The sequence below is a fragment of the Priestia sp. FW507-14D1A genome (assembly GCF_058781295.1).
This window is the reverse complement of sequence record NZ_JBYSWQ010000004.1, coordinates 96,848-110,547: the sequence shown is the minus strand read 5'-3', so window position 1 is coordinate 110,547 and position 13,700 is coordinate 96,848. Positions and strand designations below refer to the sequence as shown.

The following is a 13,700-nucleotide window of genomic DNA, read 5'->3' as shown; positions in this document are numbered from 1 at the left end:
ATGAGCATTCAGTCAATATCTTTTCGTTCTTTTGTTCATATTCTATTTAAACAAGGTGACACTAAGAACAACATAAAATGTATTTACATCGGGAAAAGAGGTGACGTGATGAGCGGCATGGTTGTAATTTTACTTTTTATTATTTTTATTGCTTGGCTTGCAATTGACCTTGGCGTTGGAAAGAAAGTATTTTCTCAGGCTGAAAATACATTTCCAAAGCGCCGTGCTTCTCTTTTTTTGTTCGCAGACGGGAATGTCTTGTATAAAGATTTATTTCATGAAATAGAAAATGCCTCTTCATTTATCCATTTATCGTTTTACATCGTACAAAATGATGAAATTAGCCAAGATTTTTTAGATTTACTAGTCCAAAAAGCACAGCAAAATATTGAAGTCCGGTTATTGGTAGACCGTGTGGGAAGCTATAAAATCAAGAAAAACAAAATTGCATTCTTAAAGAAACAAGGCGTTCATTTTGCTTACAGTCGAACGCTACGGTGGCCTTATTTGTTTTATACACTCAACGCACGCAATCACCGTAAAATGGCCGTTATTGATGGGAAAGTTGGCTACATTGGCGGTTTTAATATCGGCAGAGAATATTTAGGACTCGACGCCAAGCTTGGGGTGTGGAAAGATTACCACCTGCGTATGGAAGGTGAAGGTATCCAAGATCTTCAAATGCAGCTGTTGAGCGACTGGTATGCTGCTACCGGCATAGACCTGCGTAAAGTGGAAAGATACTTTCCAGCAGCCTCTGAAGGAGACTATGTTATTCAGCTACAGTCGACTGAAGGTTTTTCACTTGAAGAAAGCTTTTTATCGATTATCAACCAAGCCAATAGGGAATTGTACATAGGTACTCCTTATTTTATTCCAAGTGAACCTTTGATGAATGCGTTACTGCAAGCTCGCGCACGGGGAGTACAAGTTCATATTTTGATTCCAATGCGTGCAGATCAACCGCTTGTTCATCATGCTGCATTTGCCTATCTTCCTACATTACTTCAAGCAGGCTGCATGATTTATCAATATTATTACGGTTTTTACCACGCAAAAGTATTAATTGCAGACAATGTTATCTGCGATGTAGGAACGGCTAATTTTGATAAAAGAAGCTTGTTCTTAAACGCTGAAATCAACTGTTTAATCTACGATGCCATATACATTGAAGAGGTAAAGAACAGCTTTAAAGCTTGTATGGGGGAATGCCCCATTTTGTCTTTAGAAGATGTCAAAAACCGAAAATGGAGTGAAAAACTAAAGCAAGGACTTGCAACCTTTATTTCTCCGTTGCTTTAATGAACGAAAAGAGGAAAATTTATAATGAAAATTAGATTTGGCTATGTATCACATGCCCTGTCGCTTTGGGACTGCTCACCTGCGAAAACCCTCACGTTTACCAGATGGGAAAAAATGAAAAAAGATGAGAGGCTGGATAAGCTTCACTACGTCACAAAACAAAATTTAAATCATACTAAGCGCGCTTTACATTTTAATATTGCCCATGAAATTATGCTGTATCGATTATCATCTTCTCTTGTCCCTTTAGCTACTCATCCTGAAGTAGATTGGAATTACATTGATGCGTTCCAAGACGATTGGTCAGAGATAGGAGAATTGATTCGGAATCATCAGCTGCGCGTGAGTTTTCACCCCAATCAGTTCACATTATTTACAAGCGACAAAAAACATATTACAGAAAATGCGGTAAAAGATATGAATTATCACTATAGAATGCTTGAAGCGATGGGAGTGGTCGATCAAGCTCTTATTAATATTCACGTAGGTGGAGCCTATGGCAATAAAGAAAAAGCGATCGGTCGATTTCATGAAAACATTCAAACGCTGCCACCTGTCATTAAAAAGCGCATGACTCTTGAAAATGATGATAAAACATACACAACTGAAGAAACATTAGCTGTATGCGAAAAAGAGAAAGTCCCTCTCCTCTTTGATTATCACCACCACAAAGCAAATGAAGGAGAAGAACCTCTTGCATTATTGCTCCCTCGTATCTTTGACACGTGGAAACATATCGGGTTAAAACCAAAAGTACATATCTCTTCTCCTAAATCTGAAAAAGAATTTAGAAGTCACTCTGATTATGTCTCAACTGATTTTATCGCACCTTTTTTGCAAATGGCTAAAGATATTGGACAAGATTTTGACGTAATGATAGAAGCAAAGTTAAAAGATAAAGCGCTGCTAAAATTAGTGGAAGATTTAGCATCAATGAGAGGAGTAAAGCGTACAGGAGGTGCCACGCTTGTTTTTTAAATAAAAAAGAGCCAAGAGGCTCTTTTTTTTGTTACATTTTTTCAGGTGCTGAAACACCAATTAGTTTTAAGGAGTTTTGAAGCGTTACTTGAACAGCTTTCACTAGTTCAATACGCGCTTTACTTGTTTCTACATTATCGCTGTCTAATACTTTTTCTGCATTATAGAAGCTATGGAACGTAGAAGCAAGATCAAATACATAGTTTGTAATGCGGTGCGGAATACGTTTTGTTGCTGCTTCCGCTACGGCCTGAGGGAACTCTCCGATTTTCTTCAGTAGTTCCATTTCTTTTTCTGCACTAATTAATGAAAGGTCAGCGCCAGATGTTGATTGAATCCCCATCTCTTCACCTTGACGAAGAATACTGCAAATACGGGCATGAGCATATTGCGCGTAGTATACAGGATTTTCATTAGATTGAGAAACAGCTAAATCTAAATCAAAGTCTAAATGTGTATCCGCACTTCTCATCGCAAAGAAGTAGCGAGTTGCATCAAGGCCTACCTCTTCTACTAGATCACGCATTGTTACTGCTTTACCTGTACGTTTGCTCATCTTCATTTTTTCGCCATTTTGATACAGTTGAACCATTTGAATGATTTCTACTTCAAGCGTATCTTTTTCATAACCAAGCGCTTGAATCGCCGCTTTCATACGAGGAATATATCCATGGTGGTCGGCTCCCCAAATGTTAATTAGCTTATCAAATCCACGTTGAATTTTGTCTTGGTGATACGCAATATCTGGTGTTAAGTACGTAAATGAACCATCATTTTTAATTAACACACGGTCTTTATCATCACCAAATGTCGTAGAACGGAACCACGTAGCACCTTCTTCTTCATATACATGGCCTTGTTTTTTCAGCGTTTCAAGTGCAACTGAGATTTTATCATTTTTATAAAGAGACGTTTCAGAATACCATACGTCAAATTTCACACGGAACTGTTCAAGATCACGCTTTAATTTAGCTAACTCGTAATCTAACCCGTATTGACGGAAGAATTCAAAACGCTCTTCTTCAGAGGCATTTACATACTTGTCTCCGTGCTCTTTTGCTAGCTCTTTTCCGATGTTTATAATGTCAGCACCATGATAGCCGTCTGCAGGCATTTCTTTCTCTAAACCAAGAGCCTGCATGTAGCGTGCTTCTACTGAATAAGCCAGGTTATTAATTTGGTTACCAGCATCATTGATATAGTATTCACGTGACACATCGTAACCTGCTTTTTCAAGAACATTACATAATGAGTCTCCAACTGCAGCACCTCGGGCATGTCCTAAATGTAAATCCCCTGTCGGATTAGCTGAAACAAACTCAACCTGTACTTTTTGTCCGTTCCCTACGTTTGTTTGGCCATACGCTTCACCAGCTTTTACAATCGTTGGAATAAGCTCTGTTAAATAAGAGTTATTCATATAAAAGTTGATGAATCCAGGGCCTGCAATGTCAATTTTCTCGATAGATGCTTTTGATTTATCGAAGTTTGCTACAAGCTCTTCAGCGATAACACGCGGTGCTTTTTTGGCAATACGAGCTAGCTGCATAGCCATATTGGTAGAATAATCACCATGTGTTTTATCTTTTGGGGTTTCTAATAGAACTTCTGGAAGTTCTGCTTTTTCAGCAAGTCCTGCTTTGACCACAGCATCTTGAATTTCAGCTTTTAATTTTTGCTGCACTTGTTCGACGATGTTCATTTTTTCTCCTCCTTGAATGTAATGGTTAACGCATATTTCCCGGTAGGCTGCCCCTGTACTTCTAGATCATACGTTAAAAATAATCGACCCTTTTGAGTCATTTGTTTATATTCAATGTTATGAGCGAATGTTAGTAAATCCATACGTCCATAAGGGCTTATATAAGTTCCTTCGATCTGTACCTTTTTACGAAACGATTGCTTCATTTGAACAGCACCGGTTCGATTAATTGATACTTCATCTTCGCTAATTTTCACCATTGTTCTAATATCTCCGATTTCCTCTTGGCGCTCTGTGTATGTAAGATAAATTTTAGATCCTTTTTCATAATACATACCTTTTGCATTTACCGATGTTGTCTCTTTTCGGTGACCATCGCGGATATCCGTCACAATTTTAACTTCAATGGGTTTCTTGACATCTGAAGCGTTACTCACAAAAGACACTTCCTTATTAAAATGAATACGTTATAACTTAAATAGTATAAACATTCTAAAGAAAGAATTCAATAATACTTCAAAGGAAATATGATAGATACGCCGAGAATTCACCTTTTTACAGTACGTGACGCATTCACATATTCCAAATAAAAAAGGCAGCCACAGCGGCCGCCTTTTACTTTATTTATTTCTTTTGTACCCAGCCTAAGATCATTTCGCGAATAAGCTTGCTTGCTGTATTAGCGGTTTGTTCAGACGGATCATAAATTGGAGCTACTTCTACTAAATCTCCTCCGACAATGCGAAGATCTGATTTAGCAATTGCGTGAATAGAAGCTAAAAGCTCTTTTGATGTGATACCGCCTGCATCTACTGTTCCTGTACCAGGAGCGTGTGCTGGATCTAATACATCGATATCAATTGTTACATAAACAGGACGACCTGCAAGTGTTGGTAGAATCTCTTTTAACGGCTCTAGAACTTCAAATTTTGAAATGTGCATGCCGTTTTCTTTTGCCCATTGAAATTCTTCTTTCATTCCTGAACGAATACCAAATGAATAAACATTCTCCGGTCCGATTAGTTCTGCAACTTTACGAATCGGAGTGGAATGAGAAAGTGGTTCTCCTTCATACTCTTCACGAAGGTCTGTATGAGCATCCATATGAATAATGGCCAAATCCGGATATTTTTTATACATAGCTTTCATAACAGGCCAAGAAACCAAATGCTCTCCGCCCATACCTAATGGGAACTTGTCTGCTGCTAAAAGCTGGTCGATATACTCTTCAATCATATTTAAGCTGCGCTGAGGATTCCCAAATGGAAGTGGAATATCTCCTGCATCAAAATATTTTACTTCCTCTAGCTCTCGATCTAAATACGGGCTGTATTCTTCTAATCCAATTGATACTTCACGAATACGAGTTGGGCCAAATCGTGAACCTGGACGATAGCTAACTGTCCAGTCCATTGGCATTCCATAAAGAACCGCTTCACTTTCTTCAAAAACAGGGTGACTGCCGATAAATACATTACCTGAATAAGCTTCATCAAAACGCATATTTTGTTCCTCCTTCATTATTCATAGAAAAGATGCCAGTCTTAAATCTCTGGCACCTCACTTGTATGTGATAACTTATTTAATAAGATCTTGCACAAATTTAGGTAAAGCAAATGCGGCTTTGTGCAATTCTTTTGTGTAATACTTTGTATCAATATCGAAGAAACGATCTTCACTTACTTCTAATGGATCATGTTTCTTTGAACCCATTGTAAATGTCCATAAACCGCTTGGGTACGTGGGAATATTTGCTACGTATAGACGTGTAATCGGGAAGATTTCTCTTACGTCACGCTGAACATTTGAGATAAGTTCTGGCGTAAACCAAGGGTTGTCCGATTGAGCAACAAAGATACCATCTTCTTTAAGTGCTTTTGAGATACCTGCATAGAATCCTTTTGTAAATAAATTCACAGCTGGACCTACTGGCTCTGTTGAATCCACTAAAATGACATCGTATTCGTTCTCGCTTTTAGCGATGTGCATAAATCCGTCATCTACTTGTACATCAACACGAGGATCTTCTAGTTTGCCCGCAATTGAAGGTAAGAATTTTTTTGAGTACTCAATAACTTTTCCATCGATATCAACTAACGTCGCTTTTTTTACGCTTGGGTGTTTTAAGATTTCACGGATTACGCCTCCGTCTCCTCCACCTACAACTAGTACGTTTTCTGGATTTGGATGCGTAAATAACGGTACATGCGCAACCATTTCATGATAAACGAACTCATCTTTTTCCGTTGTCATAACCATACCGTCAAGTAGGAGCATGTTACCAAACTCTTCTGTTTCAACCATGTCTAATTTTTGAAACTCCGTTTGCTCTGTATGTAAAGTGCGATTAATTTTAGCTGTAATACCAAAGTTCTTTGTTTGCTTTTCTGTGAACCATAATTCCATTTCAAACTCTTCCCTTCTATTTTGAGAATTAACCTATGCATAGATTACCCTAACATAATTTATACAAACATGAAAAAAGTATAGATGAATTCAGCAAAAAAGCAAGTAAAATTTTTAGCAATGGAGGTTTAAAACCTCCTTTTCTATTTCATACTGATGATAGATACAAGCTTTAGAATCTACTTGCACCGCTCTTTTAATAGAATTTTGTTGTATTGAAAACAACATGCATGGTGCATAGTGACACATATTGGTGGTGAATAGAAATGGAAACGGTATTAACCGAACATTTAAAAAAGGCAAGACGCATCTTCCGAATTCTTCTCGTCCTTGGTATATTAGCGGGGGCTTTATTGTTGTTTGCCTACATAAGCATCTTTCTCTACGCCAAAATCTCTGGCCCCCCTCCGCTAAACGTTTCTCAAACAGCTGTTTTCTACTCAGCAAACGGTAAAGTTCTTGATGAAGTTCACAATGGACAAAAGCGCTACTGGGTTTCACTTAATCAAATTTCACCTTACGTAAAAGATGCGACTTTAGCCGTTGAAGATAAGCGCTTCTATGAGCATCACGGCTTTGATATGCATCGAATCGCCGGAGCAATTGTAGCTGATATAAAAGCTATGGGAAAAGTACAGGGTGCGAGTACCATTACTCAGCAGTATGCACGAAACTTGTTTCTAGAGCACGACAAAACGTGGACTCGAAAGCTTCAAGAAGCTCTGTATACAATTCGGTTAGAAATGAATTATAGCAAAGATGAAATTCTAGAAGGCTACATGAATACGATTTACTACGGCCATGGAGCTTATGGAATTGAAGCGGCAGCTAGGTTGTATTTTGATAAGCATGCCAAAAATTTGACGTTAAGTGAAGCGAGTATGTTAGCAGGTATTCCAAAAGGCCCTAGCTACTACTCTCCTCTTATTCATCAAGAAAATGCAAAAAAACGACAAAATATCATTTTATCTCTCATGAAAGAGGATGGAATTATTACAGCTAAGCAAGCAACAAAAGCGCTTGTAACACCTCTAGCATTCGCAAAGCCTGCTGAAAAAGATCCTAATAAAGAAGATGCTTCTTACTTTATGGATGCAGCGCTAGCAGAATTAAAGCAAGATTTAGGCATTGATGAAACCATGATTTATACAAATGGACTTCGCGTTTATACAACGCTGGATGAAAAGATGCAGCGAACGGCCGAAGAAAAAATGAAGGATGTTATCAGCAGCTCTTCAGACGTACAAAGTGCATTTGTTGCGATGAATCCTAAAAATGGACAAGTGAAAGCTCTTATTGGTGGAAGAGATTATGAAAAGAGCCCGTTTAATCGCGCGACTCAAGCAATAAGACAGCCTGGCTCAACGATGAAGCCATTTTTATACTATGCGGCGTTAAAAGACGGTTTTACTGAATCTACTCCAATGAAAAGTGAAGAAACGACGTTCAAATTGGAAGATGGCGTTTCGACATACACGCCTAGTAACTATCACAATTATTATGCAGATGCTCCTATTACAATGGCTCAAGCCATCGCACTTTCAGACAATATTTATGCCGTAAAAACGCATTTATTTATTGGGGAAAACCGCTTGATTGAAACTGCTAAAACACTTGGAATATCATCACCTTTAAAGAAAGTTCCATCTTTAGCTCTTGGAACTTCACCTGTCAAAGTCATTGATATGGTTAATGCGTACGGCATCTTTGCTAATGGCGGAAAAGAAATTCGTCCAACATTTATTAAACGAATTGAAACCCATGACGGAGAAGTTGTTTATCAAGCTCCTTCGGAACGGAAACAAGTCATTGATAAGCGCTATGCTTTTCTTACTACTCATTTAATGACAGGCATGTTTAATCAAAAGCTAAATGGCTATACAACCGTCACAGGAAAGCCTATTTCTAAATATGTATCTCGTCCTTATGCAGGAAAATCCGGCACAACCTCCACGGACAGCTGGATGATTGGCTACTCTCCTCAGCTCGTTTCAGGCGTTTGGGTTGGATATGATCAAGGAAGGACAATGGATGATGTAGCTGAAAAAGGATACGCAAAAAAAATGTGGGCATTATTTATGGAAGATGCTTTACAAGGGAAGAAAAAAGAAAAGTTTAAAGCACCAAACGGATTAATGAGCGTAAACATTAATCCTCAAAATGGAAAGTTAGCATCCAAATCATGCCCTGTTCAATATAAAGCTTATTATTTAACTGGAACACAGCCAAAAACATATTGTACTGATCACATCGATCATGCAGCAAAAACGAAGAAAAAAGAGCGTGAAACAGAAGATAAAAAGTTTCACTGGTTACCCAAATGGTTTGATTAAAAAAAAGCTTAAGGCGAAGGCCTTAAGCTTTTTTTAGCATTACGATGTTTGAAGCGCTTCTTTTAAGTCATCATTAGATAACGTCCAAACTTCTTCATTATGAGACTTCAAAAACTCACGAAGCAAATCCTTAGACTTGTTATCCATTTCTTCTACCATAATGCGTCGTTTTAAAGATTTATCCATTTTATTTACGTGTTCAGGAAGTGACTTATAGCCGCGGCGAATTTCACGATCAACGGTCATTTCACATGCTGTCATACCTGCGTAGTAAGGTCCTTCTTGCTTGCGATCAATCGTTACCCACACAAGCCAATATAACTTGCCGTTTGGCACCTCGTCTTTATTCGGTAAGAACTTAATTCCTTTTTCCACTACACTTCTTGCATGCATCGCACCGATATCCACAAATACTTCTTCGTCGCTCGGACAAACAAAAACAGGTGAAATGTTTTCTAAACTTAACGCTCCAACCCCGTAACCGCCGTGGCCGTCGGTTGAATCGTCTTTTATGATATTAAATCCTATACTTTTCTTTTTTGGCTGAGTCATAGTAAGCCTCCTCTATTCATTAAATCAGTGGTGCTAATATCTGCTGAAAGATATTCATAACAAATGTTGCTGCTCCGTTTAGAAGCGGCCAGATCACAATGCGATCCAGAGGTGTAATCACAAGAATCAAAAATACAAAAATGCCCCAAGACTCATACTGCGTCATCTTGGCTCGCGTAGACGGCGGAACGAGGTCTTCAATCACGCGGTAGCCGTCTAAAGGTGGAAAAGGCAACAAGTTAAATACACCTAGTGTTAGGTTTATTTGAATAAATAATGTAACAAAACGATAAAGCGCATCGTTGTCCACTGCGGCGTTATTCATCAAATAGTAAATAAGCAAGCCGATAAATGCCAACACCAAGTTGCTAAACGGTCCCGCTATCGATACTAGAATACCAGCTAAACGAGGCTTTTTAAAGAAATAGCGATTAACAGGAACCGGCTTCGCCCACCCAAAACCTGCGATAATTAACAAAAGCGTTCCAAATGGATCTAAATGAGCCAGCGGAGAAAGCGTTAGCCTTCCTTGCTTTTTAGCCGTGTGGTCTCCAAATAAATAAGCTACATACGCATGTGCAAACTCATGCAGCGTGAATGCAACAATAAGCGTCATTACCACGTAAGGAAGGTCTTGCAATGAAAAAGCTAAAAAATGTTCCACTCTTTATCTCCTTTATTTTAAAATAATTTCTACCTATCACATCTACTAGATGAATCTTTTTTTGCTGTAAGAAAGATACAAGGCTTCTTCAAATATGCCCTAAAAATTCTCAAAGACCAGCGATGAGCTTCCTTTGGACACAGCTGTTTTTTATATCGATGTTATTATAAAAGTATACTACAGATTATGGCCTCCATCACTATCTCATACTGTCATTTTATTCAGAAAACGGGTACACTAATCATATAATGACCAAAAAGGAGTGTACACATTATGCCAGTTGTAACTGTTAAAATGCTTGAGGGCCGTACAGATGATCAAAAAAGAGCTCTTGTTGAAAAAGTAACGGATGCTATTGTGGAAACAACAGGTGCAGCACCTGAAAAAGTATCTATTATCATTGAAGAAATGTCTAAAAACCATTACGCTGTAGCGGGCAAGCGCATGAGCGATCAATAACGCCTACATAAAAAAGATGCCATAGGAGTGAACCTATGGCATCTTTTTAATGGACAGACAGCGTTGCCTGAAGTTTTTCAATATATTTGTATGCTTCTGAAATGTCTTCTTCTGTATAGTTTTGCTTACGCTTTAGCGTAAACACTTTTTCTTTTACTTCTTCTTTCGGTAAATTATCGAAATATAAAATCGTGGAGACAAGCTCCAAAAATTTCGAGCTTTGTTCATTCATATCCTTCATACATTCCTGCAAGTGAGGAAGTTCTAAATCATAGTGGCTTAGAAATCCTTCCCCCGCTTCTGTTAATACGTAGCGATACTGCATATACCCGCCTTTTTTCTCTTTAATTTCACTTAAAAAGCCTAAGTTGCACAGCTCTTCAATTCGAAGCGTTAATTCCTCAGAATAAGGTCCAAAAAAGTGAAAATTATACTTTTCATAAAAAGGAAACTTCAGCTTTTTTCCGATAAATATCATCTTTTGTAACTTTTTTCTGCCAACAACTTCTCCCGCCGCGGAAAATACTTTCACAATCTTTGCGTGATCGTTTAACACAGCCCCTTCAACTCCTATACTATTTAACTCTGATCTCCTTTTAGTAAGTTTATAATCTGATCTTTAACTTTTCGCTTAGACGACAATTGATCAATGAGATCTTGTGGAAAATATAATTTATGATCGGTTCTCTTTTTCCCTGAAATTGCTTCAACAATCTCCGACTGACGTGATAATTCACGCACTTCATTATTTGGCATCAACAGATGAATCGGCAAACGTTCTTCCTCTTCACCCGGTCGATAAAAATCGTATGGTAAGTCGCTTGAAGAATCGACGACTAAATAATAATCTGGGTTAATACCCGCTTTTTTAAATAATGTTGTAAGCTCCATCCACATCTTCATTTGTGAATTCGGATTAAACTCAATGTATTTAAAAAGCTGACGATTCATAAATCTTCGGCATAGATCAGATAAAATTTCATCCTCTTCTTCTTCCCACGCTTGAAAATAAAATAAAATCACAGATTCATCTAATTTCAAATACTCTTTTAGCGATATTTCTTCTTCAAAAATCGAATAAAAATGAGTTGGCTCCTGCTTGAACTCATAGTAATGATGATGGAGCTCTTTTGCACGATGTAAAATTTTTGTCAAAATCACTTCAGCACTTCTCGTAACAGGATGAAAATACACCTGCCAGTACATTTGATAGCGGCTCATAATATAATCTTCAACCGCATGCATACCGCTGTGTTTAATCACGGCTTGGTCTTCCCTAGGACGCATAACGCGCAGAATTCGTTCCATATCAAAGTGACCGTAGCTTACTCCTGTGTAATACGCATCACGCTGCAAATAATCCATGCGATCTGCATCAATTTGACTGGAAATCAAACTAACGACAAGCTTATTTTCATATGTTTTCGCGATTACTTCAGCCACTTTTTTAGGAAAATCCTTTCCTACTTTCGTCAACACTTGATTTACCTCTGTGTCACCTACGATAATGGCTTGTGTAAATTCTTCATGGTCTAAGTGGAAAACCTTCTCAAACGAATGTGAAAACGGACCGTGACCTAAATCGTGCAGTAAAGCAGCACAAAGACAAAGAAGACGCTCATCTTCATTCCATTCAGGGCGTCCTTGAAAACCGTCATCAATAATACGGCGCACAATTTCATAAACACCTAGGGAATGACTAAAACGGCTGTGCTCAGCCCCATGAAACGTTAAGTATGTCGTTCCTAGCTGTCTAATACGACGCAGCCTTTGAAATTCGGCTGTCCCAATTAGCTCCCAAATAACACGATCTCTTACATGGATATAGCGGTGAACAGGATCTTTAAATACTTTTTCTTCACTGAGTTTTTCATTAGGATATGTCATTTACATACCTCTCTATCTTCACTTTGTTGTTGCTATAATTTTTCGACATTCACTTCCTATTTTCCTATTCAGAATAAAAAATCACCTTGTCAAGCAACCAAGGTGATTTACTTAACAAACAAGGCGATTCTGTTTGTAAGAAGCTCGTTCGACAAATAAGTAGCAGAAAAGCAGCTATTTATTGTTTCACTATCTATTTTTTTACTTTTTTCTCAATCTTCTCGATTAATTCATCCTCTGTTGGCGCTGCTACAGGACGATTGTTTACAAATGCAAATGACTTTTTACGTCCGGGTCCACAGTAAGACTGGCAGCCGATTTGTACTTCAGCTTGTTCATCTATTTTTTTAAGTCGAGGTAACAACGTTTTGACGTTTGTTGCCTGACAATCATCACAAATTCTAAATTCATTTGCCATGTTGACACAATCCTTTCAAAATTGGTTCATCATTTTGTCTAAGGGGTATTTTACCCCTATTTGAAGTCCGATGCAAGTTAAAGAAGGAAGCAAAATCTATCATACTCCTAGAAGAAATGGTATAAAGTATGGATTTTTTGTACATGATGATACTACAAAACATGATTACTATGAGTCATGGAAAATAGAGGAGTGAACAAAGTGAAAGATAGACAAGATGCTTGGACAGAAGAAAACGACTTATTATTAGCTGAAACAGTATTGCGCCATGTCCGCGAAGGAAGTACGCAGCTGAATGCGTTTGAAGAAGTTGGAGATGAATTAAATCGCACTTCAGCAGCATGTGGATTCAGATGGAATGCTGTGGTACGCCATCAGTATGAAAAAGCACTTCAGCTAGCCAAAAAACAGCGAAAACAGCGCATGCGTGCACTTGGACAAGAGCAAGGCAAAAAGAAATTATTATATACACCACCAGCATCTGTAGAGCATGTGGAACAAATGATGTCCGCACCTACAGCAACATATAGCTTATCTGAAACACAAGTAGAAAAAAGCAGCAGCGAGGAGCTTTCAATGGCTGATGTTATTCGCTTTTTGCAAACAATGCCAAATCAAGCGAGCAATTTACAAGCATTGCAAAGCGAAAATAAACGCTTGATGCAAGAAAATGCAGAGCTAGCTAAGAAAAACACAGAGTTGGAAAAACAAATCAAACATCTCGAGGCAAATGCTACTACTATTCAAGAAGACTATGAAACATTAATGCAAATCATGAACCGTGCGCGAAAGTTAGCTCTATTCGATGAAGAAGAACGTTCTTCTACTACATTTAAAATGGATCGCAACGGAAATCTTGAGAAAATGGCTGAATAAGCTACATGAACGAAGAAAGAGGATGTCAAACTTGGCTCTTCTTTCTTCTTTTTCTATTTTACAGTCAATGACACGACGCCTTTATGCTATAATATGTTCGTTTACTGTTTATAAAGGGGTTTG

The 13,700-nt window shown here is 38.1% G+C and carries 14 protein-coding genes; 5 read left to right on the top strand and 9 right to left on the bottom strand.

Translation table 11 applies throughout. The features are described 5' to 3' along the window. Positions 1-108: 108 nt before the first annotated feature. On the top strand, positions 109-1,302 hold the full coding sequence (gene cls / locus AC3WJG_RS16205; RefSeq protein ID WP_102813956.1) for a cardiolipin synthase: 1,194 nt from the start codon (positions 109-111) through the stop codon (positions 1,300-1,302). 24 nt (positions 1,303-1,326) lie between these two features. Next, the gene (gene uvsE, locus AC3WJG_RS16200; RefSeq protein ID WP_102813957.1) at positions 1,327-2,280 is read left to right on the top strand and encodes a UV DNA damage repair endonuclease UvsE; all 954 of its coding nucleotides are present in this window, start codon (positions 1,327-1,329) and stop codon (positions 2,278-2,280) included. 31 nt (positions 2,281-2,311) lie between these two features. Here the strand turns inward: uvsE and argS are convergent, their stop codons facing one another. The 4 genes from argS to speE form a co-directional block, all read right to left on the bottom strand. Beyond that, positions 2,312-3,982 carry an arginine--tRNA ligase gene (gene argS / locus AC3WJG_RS16195; RefSeq protein ID WP_014457737.1) on the bottom strand — a complete coding sequence of 557 codons (1,671 nt, stop codon included), beginning with the start codon at positions 3,980-3,982 and terminating at the stop codon, positions 2,312-2,314. Then, entirely contained in the window at positions 3,979-4,419 is a 441-nt protein-coding gene (locus AC3WJG_RS16190) for a YwiB family protein (RefSeq protein WP_258006115.1), read from the bottom strand. The genes argS and AC3WJG_RS16190 overlap by 4 nt, the downstream gene beginning before the upstream one ends. A gap of 187 nt (positions 4,420-4,606) precedes the next feature. Further along, positions 4,607-5,485, bottom strand: a complete 879-nt coding sequence (gene speB / locus AC3WJG_RS16185) for an agmatinase (RefSeq protein WP_013059842.1) — start codon at positions 5,483-5,485, stop codon at positions 4,607-4,609. A 75-nt stretch (positions 5,486-5,560) separates the two neighbouring features. Beyond that, a complete protein-coding gene (speE, locus tag AC3WJG_RS16180; RefSeq protein WP_013059843.1) occupies positions 5,561-6,388 on the bottom strand; it encodes a spermidine synthase in 828 nt (275 codons plus the stop codon). Positions 6,389-6,654: 266 nt separating this feature from the next. Between speE and AC3WJG_RS16175 the strand changes: the two genes are divergently transcribed. Continuing rightward, positions 6,655-8,721, top strand: coding sequence for a transglycosylase domain-containing protein (locus AC3WJG_RS16175; protein WP_098333902.1), 2,067 nt, complete (start codon positions 6,655-6,657; stop codon positions 8,719-8,721). A 39-nt stretch (positions 8,722-8,760) separates the two neighbouring features. On the opposite strand, the gene AC3WJG_RS16170 is transcribed toward AC3WJG_RS16175, so the two are convergent. Continuing rightward, positions 8,761-9,273 carry a YwhD family protein gene (locus AC3WJG_RS16170; protein WP_025752469.1) on the bottom strand — a complete coding sequence of 171 codons (513 nt, stop codon included), beginning with the start codon at positions 9,271-9,273 and terminating at the stop codon, positions 8,761-8,763. A 19-nt stretch (positions 9,274-9,292) separates the two neighbouring features. Further along, the gene (locus tag AC3WJG_RS16165) at positions 9,293-9,937 is read right to left on the bottom strand and encodes a site-2 protease family protein (RefSeq protein WP_016765944.1); all 645 of its coding nucleotides are present in this window, start codon (positions 9,935-9,937) and stop codon (positions 9,293-9,295) included. A 273-nt stretch (positions 9,938-10,210) separates the two neighbouring features. Between AC3WJG_RS16165 and thmT the strand changes: the two genes are divergently transcribed. Beyond that, positions 10,211-10,396, top strand: a complete 186-nt coding sequence (thmT, locus tag AC3WJG_RS16160) for a 2-hydroxymuconate tautomerase (RefSeq protein ID WP_025752468.1) — start codon at positions 10,211-10,213, stop codon at positions 10,394-10,396. 46 nt (positions 10,397-10,442) lie between these two features. Here thmT and AC3WJG_RS16155 read toward each other — a convergent pair whose 3' ends face one another. From AC3WJG_RS16155 to AC3WJG_RS16145, 3 genes are all read right to left on the bottom strand, one after another. Continuing rightward, positions 10,443-10,952 (bottom strand): YwgA family protein, encoded by a 510-nt coding sequence (locus AC3WJG_RS16155; protein ID WP_013059848.1) that lies wholly within the window; start codon positions 10,950-10,952, stop codon positions 10,443-10,445. Between the two features lie 23 nt (positions 10,953-10,975). Further along, a complete protein-coding gene (locus AC3WJG_RS16150) occupies positions 10,976-12,283 on the bottom strand; it encodes an HD domain-containing protein (RefSeq protein ID WP_013059849.1) in 1,308 nt (435 codons plus the stop codon). Positions 12,284-12,476: 193 nt separating this feature from the next. Beyond that, entirely contained in the window at positions 12,477-12,701 is a 225-nt protein-coding gene (locus tag AC3WJG_RS16145; RefSeq protein ID WP_013059850.1) for a YuzB family protein, read from the bottom strand. 201 nt (positions 12,702-12,902) lie between these two features. On the opposite strand from AC3WJG_RS16145, the gene AC3WJG_RS16140 reads away from it, so the two are divergent. Further along, the gene (locus AC3WJG_RS16140) at positions 12,903-13,577 is read left to right on the top strand and encodes an RsfA family transcriptional regulator (RefSeq protein WP_013085499.1); all 675 of its coding nucleotides are present in this window, start codon (positions 12,903-12,905) and stop codon (positions 13,575-13,577) included. Positions 13,578-13,700 lie beyond the last annotated feature (123 nt).